We start from the raw sequence: 16,087 nt of genomic DNA on the forward strand, positions 1-16,087 counted from the left end.
TTCACACTTACAGGGGGTAGGCACAGTGACGGTCAAATACGCCGTAATGGACCCGATTCACGGAAAAGTCGAGATCTCGTTCGATGTCGACACGGGGGTCGTCGACGTCCGAAACGGCAACTCACACGCTCTGTTGACGCGTCGAGTCGATGCCCCGCGCCGTGAAGGCACACCCATCGGAACGCGCGCCGCCGCCGACTTGTTCTTCACTGTCGGTGGCGACGAAGTCGAACTCACTGTCGGCAAAGGGTTTCTGTCCCGTCGCTCGTACTCTGTCTCGGCACTCGTCTACGGCGTGAGTTTGAACTTCGCCCCAGTCGACGACGCGAACAGTGCATTCACCCGCGAGGGATTGCGGATCGGGCACTTCTCCAAGAACGAGGAATCCGATCCCAGACAGACCGACGCAGTCTGGTCGAGCACGCCGAGCACCGACGAACTTGTCATCGGTTACGCCCTGGCCGAAGCCTTCGATTGCGGAGCACTCAACGGTGCTTTTGCGTTGATCGAATCACTGGTGCTCGGCGGCGGATAGAGACCACTCAAAGCAGGTGGATTACCAGCAGAACAACGGCAATAGCTGGGAAAAGCATCTGCACGACGGCTGCGCGGGCTTTGTCGGGAGACGAGAGAATCAGCACCAATCCCGCGGCAACCATCGATCCTGCGCCTGCCAGGACGAGGGCAATTCCGACCGACGCGGAGCCGGTCGCCGCAATCACGATGCCGACCGCCGACACGATCGCCAAGAAAAGGTTGTAAAAGCCCTGGTTGAAGGCGAGCGGCTGCGTGGCGATCGCCTCTTCCTCGGACTTCACGCCGAACGTGGCGCGGGTCTTCGGGGCCGTCCAGAGAATCGATTCGAGGACAAAAATGTACACGTGCACTGCTGCGGCCAGTCCCGCGAAGATGTAGCCGGCGACATTCATCGGTGAACTCCTGTTGCTTCGAGTGAATTCTGTATCGTTCGGTCCAATATATACTGGACCGAACGATACAGAAAGAGCGAGGCTTTGATGGGCAGATCACAAGAATTCGACACAACAGCCGTGGTCGCTGCCGCTTTGGACGTTTTCTGGGCACGCGGATACGAAGGTGCCTCACTCGGCGACCTCGAATCCGCGACGGGGCTGAGTCGGTCAAGTCTCTACAACTCGTTCACCAACAAGCGCGGATTGTTCGACGCCGCCGTGCAGCTGTACCTCGACCATGTCATCCGGCCACGTCTGCGCAGCCTCACGACAAATCCCGGGGCAGACGCCGTCGACGACTACCTTTCCTCGCTTGCGCACGCGATCGGCACCATGACCGCCGACTCACCTCGGCGCGGTTGCCTACTTCTCAATACGGCTGCCGGACTCGGCGCGCACGACGATGCGATGGCCGCAGTGATCCGCGCTTACCGCCGAGAGCTCGCCGACGCGATCAACAGTGGATTACACGCCGCGTTTCCAACCGAGACAGACGCCACGCTCTCAGATCGCACTCGAATCCTTCTCTCCTGCACGGTAAGTGCATTGGTACTCGCACGAGTTGACACCGAAGAGGCGATCGCAACTCTGGAATCTGCGCGCCGACTGAACGCAGAGTGGCAGGGATAATGACCGGAAAGCTCACGCCATTGCCCGCCATCAGGCGGGTAGGCGATGATGCTTCACGTGCCCAAGTTGACTACGCCCGCGATCGCCACTGGCTCTCTCGAGGGGATGGACCAACCCTCGATCCACGTCGGGACTTTCGCGATTCTCCGACCCTGGACCCGCGACGACGCACCGGCCGTCATGGAAGCCTTTCGCGATCCGTCGATTCAGCGTTGGCACATCCGCCGCGCCGACTCGATCGACGAAGCACGGGGTTGGCTCACCCAGTGGAGAGACGGGTGGGCAAGCGAATCCGAATGCCATTGGGCGATCGCCGCTCCCGAGACAAATGAACTCCTCGGTCGAATCGCAGCAAAGGGGGTGAATTTGTGGGACGGCACTGCCGAGCTCGCGTATTGGGTGACCCCAGCGGCGCGCGGCCGCGGACTGTGCACCCAGGCTGTAACCGCACTGTCCGAGTGGGCATTCCGCGAAGCAGGGTTTCATCGACTGGAACTCGAGCACTCGATCCACAACCCACGATCGTGCCGAGTCGCCACCAAAGCAGGGTTCAGCGAAGAAGGTGTTCGACGAAGCTCCGCCAGGCACGCCGACGGCTGGCACGACATGCACGTCCACGCCCGACTACGTAGCGATCAGCCTTCGGCAACGACCCGCGCCGCGAGGGCAAGCGTCTGATCCACCAATTCCGCAACTCGCTGCGGCACGACCGGTTCGAGGTCGAACAGAATTCGGTAGATGATCGGCGCCACTACATGGTCGACCACCGAATCACCATCCACGCCGGCAGCTTCCGGCCAACGCGCGAGGATCACGTCGATCTGCGTCCGACAGAAGAAGGCACACTTGAACTTCTTCGTACCGTCCGGTGCATGCGTCTGATCGTCGCTCATCAACACGTCACGCAACGAAGCACGACCGACAGGCGCAGACATCTCCTCGAGGTACTCCTGCGCCCAAATCGTCAGATCCCCTCGGAGCGAGCCCGTTTCACGCGGGTCGGCGTCCGGGCGCAATCTCTCGATCGAGACGTCGGCAAAGACTTCGTTGATGTCACCCCACCGCCGATAGATGGTCGACGGGGTCACTCCCGCATCGGTCGCGATCATCGGCACCGTGATCTCGGCTCGATCACGCTGTTCCAACAACTTGCGCGCCGACGCATGCACGGCCTGTTGGATGCGCGCACTACGGCCACCGGGGCGCGGACCTGCGGACGGACTCATAAATCCAATACTAACGCAAAGATGTTGCATTAGGCTACGGCCAGGCGTAGCGTCCCAAACGCAAAGTATTTGCGTTTGAAGTCTTCACCACCCGCACGGGAAGCGCTACGACAATGACAACGACCGTTTCACCACAGACCGAGAGCACTTCACGCCCACGCCTTGGGCGAGGCGTCGCTTTCACACTCATCGCCGTCATCATCGCCACGTTCCTGGGCGCATCCGCGACCCCGACACCGTTGTACGAGCACTATCAACAGTTGTGGGGATTCTCCTCGCTCGCGTCGACGCTCGTGTTCGGCATCTACGCTCTCGCATTGCTCGCCACGCTCCTGACCGCCGGATCCCTGTCCGATCACATCGGCAGGCGCCCGGTCCTGCTCGGAGCACTCGCGCTCGAGGCAGTCTCGCTCGCGCTGTTCGCCTCGGCCGACGGTTTGACCATCCTGCTCATCGCCCGGGTCGTACAGGGTGTTGCCACCGGCGCTGCAATCAGCGCTCTGGGTTCGGCATTGATCGACCTCGAACGCACTCCGGGCCGAGGATCGATCATCAACAGCGTCGCTCCGACGATGGGGCTTGCAGTCGGAGCAGTGGGTTCGAGCCTCATCAGCGAGCACCTGCCCCGGCCCACCAGCACTGTCTACCTGGTCCTTCTCGTGCTTGTCATTCTCGAGATCTTCGGAGTATGGGCCGCTCCCGAGACTTCGGGCGGACGCCCCGGAGCCTGGCAGTCCCTGCGCCCCACACTGGCCGTTCCTCGTCAGGCGCGCACGATGATTGCCCTGACCGCACCGTGCCTGATCGCGGTCTGGGCGCTGGGAGGTTTCTACCTCTCACTCGGACCTGCATTGGCGCGCAACGCACTTGACGTTCACAGCTCCCTCATCGGTGCCGTCATGGTCGCAACACTGACAGGATTCGGAGCGGCAGCAGTACTCACCTTCCGCAAACTCGGCGGCCGGACCGTGATGCTGATCGGAACCACCGCCTTGGTGCTCGGGGTGGCCGTCACACTCATCGGTGCTGAAACATCCTCTGCCGTATTGATTCTGGTCGGTACGGCTGTTGCAGGTATCGGCTTCGGAGCAGGATTCCAAGGAACTATCCTCACCGTCATGCCGCTGGCCGAGAACCACGAACGCGCGGGTTTGTTGTCCACCGTCTACGTCATCGCATATCTGGCCAACAGTCTTCCCGCCTTGCTGGCCGGCTACCTGGTCGGCAAGGTCGGATTGGTGGATACGACGCGTGGCTACGGAGCACTCGTCATGGTGCTCGCGGCGGCCGCACTGATCGGACTGCTGGTCACCGGCGAGCGAAAGGTCGAAGCCGTCTCGGTGTCGGAGTAGGTGTCCCCCGATCGGTGGACACACCGTTCCGCCTGCACAGGGTCCGGGGAGTGGACATACGACATCGATCTGCTCCGACATAGTTGTCTTCGAGAGAGCCAACCGAACGCTCACCCGGACAAAGGACACCGACGATGACGAACCCACGCTACGTAGTTGCCGCAATCACAGCTCTGGCCGCCGGCGCCCTCACTTTGGGATTGAGCGGAATCGCCAGTGCCGGAACCCTTCCCACAACCGGCAACAGCATCACGATGACGATCAGCAACGACACCGAACAGACAATTCATCTCGAAGGCGCCGACAACCCCTACGGACAGTGGATGCAGAGCCCACGCCAGTCGCTCGCGCCTCACGAGACCGAGATCGTCACGGCATACAACCAGGACCCGCGCGGCCTGACGGTCGACGTCGTCTGTTCCACTCCCGACGGCGGACAAGCCGTCTTCACGGCCAACGACTATCCGCAGTTCGACACCGACGGAACTCGCACCACCGACCCTGATCACTACTTCATCTCGAGCTACATCGACGGCTACTACCCGAACCTGAGCGTCGGGTACCACCTCAGTGCGGTGTGACTGCGGCAGTCGTCATAAGTAATCCATCTGCCTCTCAGACGCACTTGTTCTTGGACATTCGTCCGGCGCGCGGGGATTGTTGAACGCAGCCCCGCACGACCAGGCACACGCCCCGCTGCCGGTGGCCCGAACATCAACGGGAGAGGGAAAACCACAGTGCGACTACCCAACCAGTTTCTGATCTACGTCAGCGATGCCGCCTCCGCAGCAGCGTTCTACGGCGAATTGTTCGACGCGAAGCCTGAGGTCCTCAGCCCTCGGTACATGACCTTCGACCTCGGCGGCGGTGTGGTCCTTGCACTGTGGAGCGGCAAGTCCCGCGACCTCGATCCCGCGACACCGCGCAATTTCGAAGTCGTCATCTTGGTCGACGGCGGGAGCAACGAAATTCGGGCGATCCACGACGAGTGGGTGGCCAAGGGAGTCGAGGTCGTCGAAGAACCCAACGAAGATGTCTTCGGTCTGACGTTTGTCATTTCAGATCTGGACGGAAACCGCGTCCGCGTAGCGCCCGCAGATCACTGAGCACTCAGCCTTTGATCTCGCCGTACCGGCGCAAGGCCTCCTCACGCTCGTGCGCGTGATCGACTATCGGGTCCGGGTAGTCGACTGGGCGCATCGCCTTCAACGAGTGGACGGCCTTCCCGGGAACATCGCGAAGTTCGGGGACCCACCGACGGACGTATGTGCCGTCGGGATCGAACTTCTCCCCTTGCATGATCGGGTTGAAGACGCGGAAGAAGGGCGAAGCATCCGTACCCGACCCGGCAGTCCACTGCCACCCGTGCTGATTGGAGGCCAAGTCACCGTCCACCAGTTGCGACATGAAGTACCGTGCGCCGCGCCACCACGGAATGTGCAGGTCCTTCACCAGGAATGACGCGACGATCATTCGGACCCGATTGTGCATCCAGTTCTCGGCGGCGAGTTGCCGCATGCCGGCATCCACGATCGGGAAGCCGGTCTTGCCTTCACACCAGGCCGTGAAGGCGGCGTCTGCGTCGACTCCCCCGTCGTGACGTAAACGGTCGAACTTGTCGTCGTAGTTCTTCCGCGCGCTGTCGGGGCGCTGAAACAGGATGTCTGCGTAGAAGTCTCGCCAAGCAAGCTGGCGACGGTACGCCTGAACGCCGTCTCCGAGTCGCTTGGAGAGATCTGCCAACATGGTTCTCGGATGAATCGTGCCGTACTTGAGCGGGATCGACATCCGACTCGTGGTGTCGAGGTCGGGTCGATTTCGTTCGTCGTCGTACCGGTCAAGATCGTTCTCGCAGTATTCTTTCCACTGTTCGAGCGCACCGGCCTCACCGACGACATCGCTGACGGTGCCGGACGGCGCGGGGATACTCACCCGGCGCGGGCCACCGTCCTTCTCGCTCGGATCGAACCAACGGACCGTCCCCGCATCGGTCGACGCGGGGCCCCGCCAACCATGATCCATCCACTGACGGAAGTACGGCGTGAACACCTTGTACGGATCACCGTCCGCCTTGGTGACGCGTCCGGGCGCCACGGCATATGGTGACCCGGTGGCGATCAACTCCACCTTCTCGGCCACGGCCGCGTCGCGCCGTCGGCCGTAGGGCCCGTAGTCGGCACTGATGTGAACTTCTTCGGCGCCAACGGATTCCGCCACGCGGGGCACCACGTCTGCCGGATCACCTCGAACAACCATCAATCGTCCGTCGAGCTGGTTGTCGAGTGCCGACAAGTTGGCGAACAGTTGATTCTGGCGGGGTGAGCCTGCCGGTCCGAGCAACTTCTCGTCGAGGACGAACAAACCCAACGTCTGTCCGCCGGCATCCGCCGCTGCAGTCAGAGTCGGAAGATCACCGACCCTCAGATCGCGTCGAAACCAGATCACAGAGTTACTCACCCAGTCGAGCCTACCGATCAGATCTCAGAACGCATCCCACCGCGCGGGCCGCCAGTTGCGCCGCTCTTTCGGCTGTCGGCTCGGAGGTGAGCCCGAGCAGTCGCCGCCGGTGCTCCTCCCCGAGCAGCAAGGTGTACAACTGATCCGCGCACAGCGCAGCCTTCTGGCCGTGCTGATCGATCAATATCTTCTCCAGAAAGGCAATCGACTTGGCCGGGCCGGATTCGTAGAACGCTGCGGCCAATTCAGGGAACTGCACTGCCTCGCCGATCATCATGCGGTGCAGCGCAATCGAGTTGTCGCTGTGCAGGGCGATGACGATGTCCACTGCAGCGGCGAGCAGGTCGGACTGGCCCTCGCCGGCATTGTCGACGTACGCGTGCTGACGCGCAACCGCAGCTGCAAAGACCGCAGACTTGTCGCCGAAGTAGCTGTACACGGTGCGCTTGGCGACGCCGGCCACCGTGGCAATGCCCTCGATGGTAGTTCGGGCGAACCCGACATCTCGAAACGAGTCGACAGCGACGTCGAGAATCTCGTTGCGTCGTTCGGCGCGCTCGGCGTCACTGGTTCTCCCACGTCTGCGCGGTTGCTCCATCAAGTCCCCTGTTACCGTGCCGGTGAATTAATGCTACGTTGACGTTTCATTAATTCGAATACTACAGGAGCACTGCATGACCGGACAACGACTCGTCCACGTCGCCATCGCCGACGACTGGGAAGCATGCAAGCGTTTCGGTGAGTACGAGGTCTCGACGCGCGGAATCAGTTACGACGAGGCAGGATTCATTCGCGCAACGACCCCGGACGCACTCGCTTCGGTGCTCGATCTGGCGTTCGGCGACCTCACATTGCCGCTGGTCGTCGCCGTCATCGATCAGGACGCCCTGACCTCCGCGGGCATCGACGTCGAATGGGAGGCGGAAAAGCCCCGAATCCTCCGACCTCTACCGATGGACGAGGACACCGTGGTCGCCGAACTGGCCGTGGAACGCGTTGACGGGGTCTGGCCGATTCCCGACCTGACCCCGTACGCAAGCTGCGCCGGCTAGACCAGCGCAGCCTCCGGTTCGATAACCGGCGCAGACGCCTTCTTCCGGCCGGCAGCCACGCACAGCGCGATCCCGACGGCAATCCAGCACACCAGCACCAGAAGTGGCGTGGTGGCGCCATGGCCGTCGAAGAACGCCATCGAACGGACGGATGCTCCTGCGGCGCCAGGTGGGAGCAGCTGCCCCAATGCGCCCCAGCCTGCGGGCAACCACGCGGCAGTTGTCGCCATCCCCGAGAGTGGGTTTCCGATGAACATCATCGTGACGGCGCCCAACGCGAACCCCTTCATCCCGAGCAGGGATTCGAGCCCCAAAATGGGAAGCGAGATGGCCGACATGCCCATGGTGAGTGCGAGCGCGGTGAGCAGGTAGTTTCCGTCAAGACTGTTGGTGCCGAACTGCAGAATGGCAGTCAGTGCAAAACCCGCGACCATCGCGACGCCGGCAGCGCCCAACACTCGCTTGACGATGCTGCGCGGAAACAGTTGCACGAGAACAACAGCGGGCATGATTCCGCCGAACACCAAGGGCAAGGCCAATGCCGTGAGCCCAGCACCGGTCGGGTCGTCCGCCGTCAACGGCACAACGTCTTCGACGGGAACCTTTGCCCCCGAGGCCTCCGAGAGGCCGTTGGCCACCCCGGTCAGGGTCTGGGCGATCGGGGTTCCGCCTGCAGTCGCGATCAACACGTGAGGACCGTTGGCATCAACGGCGATTCCGCCGACCACGTCGCGATTCCGAATCGCGTCACGCAGGGCGTCGGCGTCGGCGAATTCTCGAGTATCGAAGGCGCCTTGCTTACTCGCCTCGAGCGAGGTGCTGATCTGTTCGGTTGTCGCAACTGGACCGGCGATGCCCAACTTCAGTTCGTGCGGGCCACTGTTGACCGAGGGCAGTACGAAGGCAAGCAGCATCAGCCCGATCACGGCGGACAAGCCCAACACCACAGCCACCAACTTCTTGCGGTCCTGTGCTTCAACTTCGGCGTTCATAACTACCCTCCCTAAGTGGAAGTTTTTCCTCCACTATTTGTGGAAGATATTCCTCCGGTTATGATGAACTGTCAATACCGGAGGTGGATGTGCGAGCCGATGCACGTGAACGCAGAAACGCAATAGTCGACGCCGCACGAGCGGTGTTCACCGAACGCGGGCACGACGCGCCGCTCGATGCAGTCGCAGAACTCGCGAAAGTGGGCATCGCCACGCTGTATCGAAACTTTCCGACGCGCGAGGACCTCGTGACCGCCGTCGCCGTCGCAACACTGACCGATGTCCGCGAGGCTGCCGACATCGCACTCACGGCAATGTCCACCGATCCGGCAAACGCGTGGCACACGCTGGTGGACCGCCTCGTGGAACTGCGCCTGGGTGCGCTCATTCCTGCACTGGTGGAACGCAGTTTCACCGAGCTGGCGCCCGAAGTTCTGGCGGTGCGTGAGGTGACGAAAACGAAGATGACCGCGACGATCGGCGCCGCTCAGAGCGCCGGACTGGTTCGCGCCGATCTGCAACCGCTCGAATTCGTCATGGCTCTGGCCAAACTGACGCGCCCGCAAATCGAGTTGTCCGACGAGGCCATGCCGAACCTGGTCCCGCGGTTGGTCGCGGTGTTCATGGCCGGTCTGCGTCCGGACGGTACCGACTTGCCGGTCTGATCGGCGAAACCCGACGTACCAGGCAAGGCACAATGGGGCTGTGACCGAGATACCGAAAATCCTCGTAGTCGACGACGACGCAGACGTCCTGACCTCACTCGAACGCGGATTGCGGCTCTCGGGATTCACCGTACTGACGGCGGTGGACGGCGCCGACGCGCTCCGAGTGATCTCCGACAAGCGACCGGACGCGGTAGTCCTCGACATCAACATGCCGGTGCTCGACGGCACCGGTGTGGTGACGGCACTTCGTGCCGCCGGCAACGAAATCCCGATCTGCGTGCTCAGTGCGCGCAACTCGGTCGACGATCGCATCGCCGGGCTCGAATCCGGTGCGGACGACTACATGGTCAAACCGTTTGTTCTTGCCGAACTGGTTGCCCGGATCCGCGCAATGCTCCGTCGCAGCAACACTCCGGCCGGCGATCACTCCGAGGGTACGAATACCCTGCGGGTCGGAAACCTCGACATCGATCTCTCCGGTCGCCGGGTTCGTGTCGACGGCAAGGAAGTACCGCTCACCAAACGCGAATTCGAGCTACTCGAAGTGCTCGCACACAATTCCGGCATCGTGCTCACTCGCGAACGTCTCCTCGAACTGGTGTGGGGCTACGACTTCGTCGCCGACACGAACGTCGTGGACGTCTTCATCGGCTATCTGCGTCGAAAGTTCGAATCCGGCGGTTCACCTCGTCTGCTGCATACCGTTCGCGGCGTCGGGTTCGTGCTTCGGGAGAACCCGTGAAGCGTCGCCGCTTCTCACTACGAACTCGCGTTGCCGCGGCCGCGGCACTGGGGGCGACGTTCATCGTCATCGCTCTCGGTGTGGTCGTTGCACTGGCTATCGCACGAAACAATTTGGCGCAGTTGGACCGTCGATTGGAGACGGCATCGACGGTCATCGTGGCCAATGCGGCTACAGCGGGACCTTTTCTCGGCGCGTTCGGAGACGGCGGCGCCTTTTCCGTGACCATCCGCTCCGACACCGACGGAACCGTCAAATCCAGTACCCCGACGCGACTGCCCGAACTACCGGTCGGCTCGGCGACCGTCGACGTGGACGGTACGAAGTACCGGGCATACACCGCCGAGGCCGACGGGATCAATGCCCTTGTCTCGCTGGCGGTTCCCTATGCCGAAGCGCGAGACATCACAGTCGACCAACAGCGACAGGTTGCATTCTTCGGCGTCGGGGCCGTAGCGGCCGCAGCTGCGTTGGGATGGTTGTTCGGTGGCCCGGCGGTGCGCCCCCTCGTGGAGTTGACCCGCCGGATCGCCAGGCGCGATCCCGATCTCGCCACCGAGGTTTCCGGAATCCGTGAAGCGGACGAGCTTGCCGCAGCAGCAGAATCGATGCTCAGCGACGTCGCTCGAGCGCAAGCCGCAACCAACTCCGCCCTTGCCGCCGCCCGAGATTTTGCGTCCGCCTCGGCTCACGAACTCCGAACTCCGTTGACAGCGATGCGAACCGACATCGAAGTGTTGTCCATTCACGACCTCGATCACGAACAAAGACGCGAGATCCTCACAGATCTGGCCCGCGCGCAGGGCCGCGTCGAGTCAACTCTGAGAGACCTCGAGCGCCTGGCGAAGGGTGAACTCTCGACGGCCGAGGATTTCAAGGACACCGATTTGACCGAGGTCTGCGACATCGCTGCCGACGACGCACGCCGACATCATCCTGGGCTGGACGTCGGCGTCGTCACGGTGGATTCCCCACTCCCCTATTGCATCCGGGCCCTTCCCGGCGGAATCCGGTTGATCCTCGACAACGCGATCACCAATGCAGTCCGCCACGGCGGCGCGAGCGCGGTGCGCATCACCCTCGCTCGCCCGGCCGATTCACCAGACACCGTCACGATCACGATCGACGACAACGGTTGCGGAATACCGGCCGAGGAACGCTCGAGCGTGTTCGAGCGCTTCACTCGCGGATCGACGGCAGGCAAGACAGGCTCCGGTTTGGGCCTGGCGCTGGTGGCGCAGCAGGCGGCCCTGCACGGCGGACGGACGACATTTCACGACAGTCCACTCGGCGGGGCTCGCCTGCTGGTCGAACTCAGGGATCAGCCCGGACCCGAATAGCCCCTTCAGGTCTCGATCAACTGGCCGATCCCTGACGCTGTCACTTCGATGACCCGAGCCGAGCCGATGTCGAAGAACAGTCCGGCGATACGCAGGCGACCATCCACACGGGCCTGACCGACGAGAGGATGGCGTTCGAGAGTCTGCAATTGGACTGCGACATTGACCATTCCGAGCTGATCGACCTCCGAGAAACCTGCCTCGGCCGCAGCACGCGCGACCGGATGGCCACTCGTATAGGCCTGCAAGCTCGTCTCCGCATGCCGCAGCCATTCCCCGACGACTCCCGATTCCGACGAACCGTTCGTCAGGAGTGCTTGCATCGCGCCGCAGCCCGAATGTCCGCACACGACCACCGAGCTGACACCCAACTCGTCGATCCCGAAGGCCAGTGCCGCTTCCACCGACGTATCGCGGCCGCCGGCAGGAACCAGGTTTCCGACATTGCGCACGGTGAACAGGTCGCCGGGGCCACTGCTCGTGATGATGTTCGGCACCACTCGCGAATCTGCGCAGGTAAGGAAAAGAGAGTCGGGGTTCTGCCCGTCGCGCAACTGATCCATGTGCGGCCGTATCGCTTCGGCGCGATGGCGATGATAGTTGGACACCCCGTCGAGAATGGGCCGCAAGGCCGGCGGGCTGCTCAGATTCCTCCCCGAAGCCTGTGGTTGCCAACTGCCCCACGGCGCGAGCAAGCCGCGCAGGTCGGTGACTGCGGCGCCGCGCTTCGGCGGACCGGTGGTCGCGCTCTCCATACTCACCGAGCCGACTTCGTCGATGACCACCGAACCACCTGCCAACTCGTACTGCCTCGCCCACTCTTCGATGACGTCGAAGACGGCATGGTCGAGGAAGTCGACAGACAGCTCGACGGTGACGTCCGACCGCGGTGGGAGTCCGGCGAGCACCGACGTCAGCTTGGGCAGCACCAGGAAGGTGCACGAGCCTTCGACCAGGACGCGCCACTTCCCGGAATCGTTGTCGCCCAACTCTTCTGCGGTGACAGTTGCGCGGATGACACGCCACACCAGGAGGGCGATGGCCAGCGCCAACCCGATCAGGACGCCCTCGAGCAGATTCAAGAACACGACGCCGACCACCGTGATGCCGTACACCCACAGATCACCGGTCCGTCGCGCCAACCGAATGTGCGCCAGCTTGACCAGTTGAATACCGATGACAATCAACAGTCCGGCCAGTGCAGACTTCGGAATCTGCTGGACCAACCCGGCGAGCGCAGCCGAGAACAGCAGAATCCACAGGCCGTGCATGATCGACGACGCGCGGGACTTCGCCCCGGCCTCGACATTGGTCGCACTGCGCACGATCACCCCGGTGACCGGAAGGCCGCCGATGGCCCCGGACACCATGTTCGCGGTGCCCTGGCCGAGCATCTCGCGATCGAAGTTCGACCGCGGGCCCGAGTGCATCTTGTCCACGGCCACGGCCGAGAGCAGACTCTCCACACTGGCGATCAGGGCGATGGTGAGGATGCCGGTTGCGACGCCGAGCCACTGGCCGTCGGGCAGAGCGGGGAGTCCGATCGAGTCCAGCAAAGATCCGTCGAGAGCAATACGCTCGACGTCGATCGGCAGCGCCAGCGAAGCGAGAGTTGCCAATACGATGCCCACCAACGCCGCCGGAACCTTGCGGACACCGGCAGGGAGATAGCGCCACCCGAGAAGGGTGGCGATGACGACGAGTCCGATCATCAGGTCCTCGACATGCAAGGCACCGATCTGTGCGGGCAACTGCCGTAGATTGTCCAGCGCCGAGCTGGCCGAGCTTCCACCCAACAACACGTGAACCTGTTGTAGCGCAATGGTGATGCCGATACCGGCGAGCATCGCATGCACCACCACTGGAGCAATAGCCAGCGCCGCACGGGCAATTCGGCTGAGCCCGAACACGATCTGCAGAATTCCGGCGCCGACGGTGATCAGGCAGGTGACTTTCCACCCGAACTTGCCGATCAGTTCGGCGACCACCACGGTCAGGCCGGCTGCGGGACCACTGACTTGCAGCGGTGAACCTCCCACAGCTCCGGCCACCACTCCGCCGACGATTGCGGCGATCAGACCTGCCATGATCGGCGCCCCGGAGGCGATCGCAATTCCCAATGACAGGGGAAGCGCCACCAGGAATACGACCAGCGACGCCGGCACGTCGTATCTGATCAGTTGCTCGAGATATCGCCGGCTTCCACCACCCGGCGGAGACGAATCCCCCACGACGCTCTCGTCTGCGGATGATTGTGCGTGCACTACGGACTGCGTCGACATAGATCTCCTCGCCGGACCCCGGATCCGGCTGCTGGGCAACATGCTCGAAGCGAATCGGCGATCGGTATCGCCGATCGACTGTGACCATGGTAACCGCGATTCCTTACCGTTCCCTTAGATGCGAGCCCAGACGTGGTCGACGTCACCGCCGCCCGGCACTGTGACTCGAACCTGAACATCGGTCCAAAAGATCGATCGAATTGCTTTAAACCGCAAGCATTTTGACTGACACACCTCCAGCGGCCGGCACACCTGAGCGCCGTCGGCGATAATGGTCGGGAGTGAACGCTCAACCGCAAACACAACGATGTGAAGGCAGGCACCATGTCCGATCAGTACGTCGCCGCGCAGGACCGCTACGAAGCCATGCCGTACCGCCGAACCGGTCGGAGCGGTCTCAAACTCCCGGCCATCTCGCTGGGCCTCTGGCACAACTTCGGCGACGACGTACCGATCGAGAACCAGCGCGCAGTTCTGCGGCGGGCATTCGATCTCGGAATCACCCACTTCGATCTTGCGAACAACTACGGACCCCCGTACGGAAGCGCCGAGACGAACTTCGGCAGGATCCTGCGTGAGGATTTCTCTTCGTACCGCGAGGAATTGGTCATCTCGTCCAAAGCCGGCTGGGACATGTGGCCCGGCCCCTACGGATTCGGTGGGTCCCGCAAGTATTTGCTGTCGTCCCTCGATCAGTCGCTCGGACGACTCGGCGTCGACTATGTCGACATCTTCTACAGCCATCGCCCTGACGCCGAAACTCCGATCGACGAGACCGCAGGCGCCCTGATCAGCGCTGTCCAGCAGGGCAAGGCCCTGTACGCGGGTATCAGTTCGTACTCGCCGGAGCGCACCCGTGAAATCGCCGCACTGCTCGCCGCTGCGGGGGTTCCGCTCTTGATCCACCAGCCGAGCTATTCGATGCTGAACCGCTGGATAGAGCAGGACCTGCTGTCGGCTGTCGACGATCTCGGCGTCGGCGTCATCGCGTTCTCACCACTCGCTCAAGGCATGCTCACCGATCGCTATCTGAACGGCGTCCCCGAGGATTCCCGTGCAGCTCAAGGTAAGTCACTGGATCCGTCGTGGTTGACCGACGACGCTCTCACCCACATCCGCGCGCTCAACGACATCGCGGCAGACCGCGGCCAGTCGCTGGCTCAGCTGGCACTGAGCTGGGCACTCCGCGATTCGCGGGTCACCTCGGTACTGATCGGTGCGTCCAGTGTCGCCCAACTCGAAGCCAACGTCGGCGCGCTCGACAATCTCGAATTCAGCGCAGCCGAACTGGCCTCCATAGATCAGCACGCCAAGGACAGCGGCATCAATCTGTGGGCAGAGGCCAGTTCGATCTGAGCGATCACCTGCGCTAGAGCTGAGGCAACTCCACGTTCACGTGCTCGCCCTCTTCGAATACGGCCGACGCCGGCCCGACGATCAAGGGATCCGGAGTACCGACAGCCCGGTGATCCTTGTTGGGATAGTCGAAGCTGGCGAGCACGTGACGCATCGCCTCGAGGCGAGCGCGCTTCTTGTCGTTGCTCTTGATCACCGTCCAGGGCGCATCCCCGGTATCGGTGTAGAAGAACATGGCTTCCTTGGCCTGGGTATAGTCGTCCCACTTGTCGAGCGAAGCCAGATCGGTCGGTGAGAGCTTCCACTGACGCACCGGGTCCGTTCGGCGGGCCGCGAACCGCGCCAACTGCTCTTCGCGGCTGACCGAGAACCACAGCTTGTGCAGATGAATCCCGGAGTTGACGAGCATCCGCTCGAAGTCCGGGGTCTCTCTCATGAACTCGAGATACTGCGTCGGCGTGCAGTAACCCATCACTCGTTCGACGCCGGCGCGGTTGTACCAGGACCGGTCCATCATCACTATCTCGCCGCCGCTGGGTAGGTGTGCGACATAGCGTTGGAAATACCACTGCGTCCGCTCGATGTCGGTGGGCTTCTCGAGCGCGACCACGCGGGCTCCACGGGGATTGAGATGCTCGGTGAATCTCTTGATCGACCCGCCCTTACCGGCAGCATCGCGACCTTCGAAGATGATGAGCACCTTCTGACCGGTTTCCTTGACCCACAGCTGCAGCTTGAGCAACTCGATCTGCAGACGCCGCTTCTTCCGCTCGTACTCGCGACGCGACATCTTCTTCTCGTACGGATAGCCCTGCTTCCAGGCATCCGCGAACTCCGAAGGCTCCAGCACGCCGAGCTTGTGCTTGAGACTCGACAGCTCGTCGATCTCGGCCGCGTAATCCTCGGTGACGGAAATTCTGGTCGACGGGGTCGGCAGGTCAGGAACCCGACCGTCCACACCGCTGGCGTCGGGGCTCATGAATACGCACTCCCTGTCGTCGAAATGAACGAACGTCCGG

At 62.5% G+C, this 16,087-nt stretch carries 18 protein-coding genes; 11 read left to right on the plus strand and 7 right to left on the minus strand.

Annotated elements, in window-relative coordinates:
- Positions 1-25: 25 nt before the first annotated feature.
- Complete coding sequence (locus tag KTR60_RS21780) at positions 26-535, plus strand: hypothetical protein (RefSeq protein ID WP_228401249.1); 510 nt, start codon at positions 26-28, stop codon at positions 533-535.
- A gap of 7 nt (positions 536-542) precedes the next feature.
- On the opposite strand, the gene KTR60_RS21785 is transcribed toward KTR60_RS21780, so the two are convergent.
- On the minus strand, positions 543-929 hold the full coding sequence (locus KTR60_RS21785; RefSeq protein WP_064443858.1) for a DUF1304 domain-containing protein: 387 nt from the start codon (positions 927-929) through the stop codon (positions 543-545).
- A gap of 87 nt (positions 930-1,016) precedes the next feature.
- On the opposite strand from KTR60_RS21785, the gene KTR60_RS21790 reads away from it, so the two are divergent.
- Complete coding sequence (locus tag KTR60_RS21790; protein ID WP_125051806.1) at positions 1,017-1,601, plus strand: TetR/AcrR family transcriptional regulator; 585 nt, start codon at positions 1,017-1,019, stop codon at positions 1,599-1,601.
- A 57-nt stretch (positions 1,602-1,658) separates the two neighbouring features.
- Positions 1,659-2,279 carry a GNAT family N-acetyltransferase gene (locus tag KTR60_RS21795; protein ID WP_125051808.1) on the plus strand — a complete coding sequence of 207 codons (621 nt, stop codon included), beginning with the start codon at positions 1,659-1,661 and terminating at the stop codon, positions 2,277-2,279.
- Here the strand turns inward: KTR60_RS21795 and KTR60_RS21800 are convergent.
- On the minus strand, positions 2,237-2,827 hold the full coding sequence (locus KTR60_RS21800; RefSeq protein WP_007733425.1) for a TetR/AcrR family transcriptional regulator: 591 nt from the start codon (positions 2,825-2,827) through the stop codon (positions 2,237-2,239). The genes KTR60_RS21795 and KTR60_RS21800 overlap by 43 nt on opposite strands.
- Before the next feature lie 113 nt (positions 2,828-2,940).
- Between KTR60_RS21800 and KTR60_RS21805 the strand changes: the two genes are divergently transcribed.
- The 3 genes from KTR60_RS21805 to KTR60_RS21815 all read left to right on the plus strand — a co-directional run bounded on the left by KTR60_RS21805 (position 2,941) and on the right by KTR60_RS21815 (position 5,285).
- Complete coding sequence (locus tag KTR60_RS21805) at positions 2,941-4,179, plus strand: MFS transporter (RefSeq protein WP_063315920.1); 1,239 nt, start codon at positions 2,941-2,943, stop codon at positions 4,177-4,179.
- Positions 4,180-4,313: 134 nt separating this feature from the next.
- Positions 4,314-4,760, plus strand: coding sequence for a hypothetical protein (locus KTR60_RS21810; RefSeq protein WP_125051810.1), 447 nt, complete (start codon positions 4,314-4,316; stop codon positions 4,758-4,760).
- A 156-nt stretch (positions 4,761-4,916) separates the two neighbouring features.
- Positions 4,917-5,285: a VOC family protein gene (locus KTR60_RS21815; protein ID WP_228401250.1), complete on the plus strand. Its 369-nt coding sequence runs from the start codon at positions 4,917-4,919 to the stop codon at positions 5,283-5,285.
- Positions 5,286-5,289: 4 nt separating this feature from the next.
- Here the strand turns inward: KTR60_RS21815 and KTR60_RS21820 are convergent, their stop codons facing one another.
- Both KTR60_RS21820 and KTR60_RS21825 read right to left on the minus strand, forming a co-directional pair.
- The gene (locus KTR60_RS21820; protein WP_228401251.1) at positions 5,290-6,636 is read right to left on the minus strand and encodes a cryptochrome/photolyase family protein; all 1,347 of its coding nucleotides are present in this window, start codon (positions 6,634-6,636) and stop codon (positions 5,290-5,292) included.
- Between the two features lie 10 nt (positions 6,637-6,646).
- The gene (locus KTR60_RS21825; RefSeq protein WP_047270920.1) at positions 6,647-7,234 is read right to left on the minus strand and encodes a TetR/AcrR family transcriptional regulator; all 588 of its coding nucleotides are present in this window, start codon (positions 7,232-7,234) and stop codon (positions 6,647-6,649) included.
- A 76-nt stretch (positions 7,235-7,310) separates the two neighbouring features.
- Between KTR60_RS21825 and KTR60_RS21830 the strand changes: the two genes are divergently transcribed.
- Positions 7,311-7,688 carry a DUF952 domain-containing protein gene (locus tag KTR60_RS21830; RefSeq protein ID WP_125051812.1) on the plus strand — a complete coding sequence of 126 codons (378 nt, stop codon included), beginning with the start codon at positions 7,311-7,313 and terminating at the stop codon, positions 7,686-7,688.
- Here KTR60_RS21830 and KTR60_RS21835 read toward each other — a convergent pair.
- Positions 7,685-8,680, minus strand: coding sequence for an ABC transporter permease (locus KTR60_RS21835; protein ID WP_228401252.1), 996 nt, complete (start codon positions 8,678-8,680; stop codon positions 7,685-7,687). The two genes, KTR60_RS21830 and KTR60_RS21835, sit on opposite strands and share 4 nt — an antisense overlap.
- Positions 8,681-8,769: 89 nt before the next feature.
- On the opposite strand from KTR60_RS21835, the gene KTR60_RS21840 reads away from it, so the two are divergent.
- Genes KTR60_RS21840 through KTR60_RS21850 form a run of 3 tightly spaced genes read left to right on the plus strand, consistent with a single transcriptional unit; the run spans position 8,770 to position 11,430 of the window.
- A complete protein-coding gene (locus KTR60_RS21840) occupies positions 8,770-9,345 on the plus strand; it encodes a TetR/AcrR family transcriptional regulator (RefSeq protein WP_003939888.1) in 576 nt (191 codons plus the stop codon).
- 40 nt (positions 9,346-9,385) lie between these two features.
- Positions 9,386-10,090: a response regulator transcription factor gene (locus KTR60_RS21845; RefSeq protein ID WP_003939853.1), complete on the plus strand. Its 705-nt coding sequence runs from the start codon at positions 9,386-9,388 to the stop codon at positions 10,088-10,090.
- Positions 10,087-11,430: a sensor histidine kinase gene (locus tag KTR60_RS21850; RefSeq protein ID WP_003939972.1), complete on the plus strand. Its 1,344-nt coding sequence runs from the start codon at positions 10,087-10,089 to the stop codon at positions 11,428-11,430. The genes KTR60_RS21845 and KTR60_RS21850 overlap by 4 nt, the downstream gene beginning before the upstream one ends.
- Positions 11,431-11,435: 5 nt before the next feature.
- On the opposite strand, the gene KTR60_RS21855 is transcribed toward KTR60_RS21850, so the two are convergent.
- Positions 11,436-13,712, minus strand: a complete 2,277-nt coding sequence (locus KTR60_RS21855; protein WP_042451182.1) for a SulP family inorganic anion transporter — start codon at positions 13,710-13,712, stop codon at positions 11,436-11,438.
- Between the two features lie 324 nt (positions 13,713-14,036).
- Between KTR60_RS21855 and mgrA the strand changes: the two genes are divergently transcribed.
- Positions 14,037-15,068, plus strand: coding sequence for an L-glyceraldehyde 3-phosphate reductase (mgrA, locus tag KTR60_RS21860; RefSeq protein WP_007733451.1), 1,032 nt, complete (start codon positions 14,037-14,039; stop codon positions 15,066-15,068).
- A gap of 13 nt (positions 15,069-15,081) precedes the next feature.
- Here mgrA and ppk2 read toward each other — a convergent pair whose 3' ends face one another.
- The gene (gene ppk2, locus KTR60_RS21865) at positions 15,082-16,047 is read right to left on the minus strand and encodes a polyphosphate kinase 2 (protein WP_003940295.1); all 966 of its coding nucleotides are present in this window, start codon (positions 16,045-16,047) and stop codon (positions 15,082-15,084) included.
- Between the last annotated feature and the right edge of the window lie 40 nt (positions 16,048-16,087).

It is taken from the genome of Rhodococcus sp. C1 (genome assembly GCF_020809065.1).
GTDB lineage: Bacteria > Actinomycetota > Actinomycetes > Mycobacteriales > Mycobacteriaceae > Rhodococcus_F > Rhodococcus_F qingshengii.

Excerpts from the sequence above, each read along its gene's own strand:
- KTR60_RS21785 (WP_064443858.1), bottom strand. The coding sequence starts at position 929 with ATGAATGTCGCCGGCTACATCTTCGCGGGACTGGCCGCAGCAGTGCAC.
- KTR60_RS21790 (WP_125051806.1), top strand. The coding sequence starts at position 1,017 with ATGGGCAGATCACAAGAATTCGACACAACAGCCGTGGTCGCTGCCGCT.
- KTR60_RS21800 (WP_007733425.1), bottom strand. The coding sequence starts at position 2,827 with ATGAGTCCGTCCGCAGGTCCGCGCCCCGGTGGCCGTAGTGCGCGCATC.
- KTR60_RS21805 (WP_063315920.1), top strand. The coding sequence starts at position 2,941 with ATGACAACGACCGTTTCACCACAGACCGAGAGCACTTCACGCCCACGC.
- KTR60_RS21810 (WP_125051810.1), top strand. The coding sequence starts at position 4,314 with ATGACGAACCCACGCTACGTAGTTGCCGCAATCACAGCTCTGGCCGCC.
- KTR60_RS21825 (WP_047270920.1), bottom strand. The coding sequence starts at position 7,234 with ATGGAGCAACCGCGCAGACGTGGGAGAACCAGTGACGCCGAGCGCGCC.
- KTR60_RS21830 (WP_125051812.1), top strand. The coding sequence starts at position 7,311 with ATGACCGGACAACGACTCGTCCACGTCGCCATCGCCGACGACTGGGAA.
- KTR60_RS21835 (WP_228401252.1), bottom strand. The coding sequence starts at position 8,680 with ATGAACGCCGAAGTTGAAGCACAGGACCGCAAGAAGTTGGTGGCTGTG.
- KTR60_RS21855 (WP_042451182.1), bottom strand. The coding sequence starts at position 13,712 with ATGTCGACGCAGTCCGTAGTGCACGCACAATCATCCGCAGACGAGAGC.
- mgrA (WP_007733451.1), top strand. The coding sequence starts at position 14,037 with ATGTCCGATCAGTACGTCGCCGCGCAGGACCGCTACGAAGCCATGCCG.
- ppk2 (WP_003940295.1), bottom strand. The coding sequence starts at position 16,047 with ATGAGCCCCGACGCCAGCGGTGTGGACGGTCGGGTTCCTGACCTGCCG.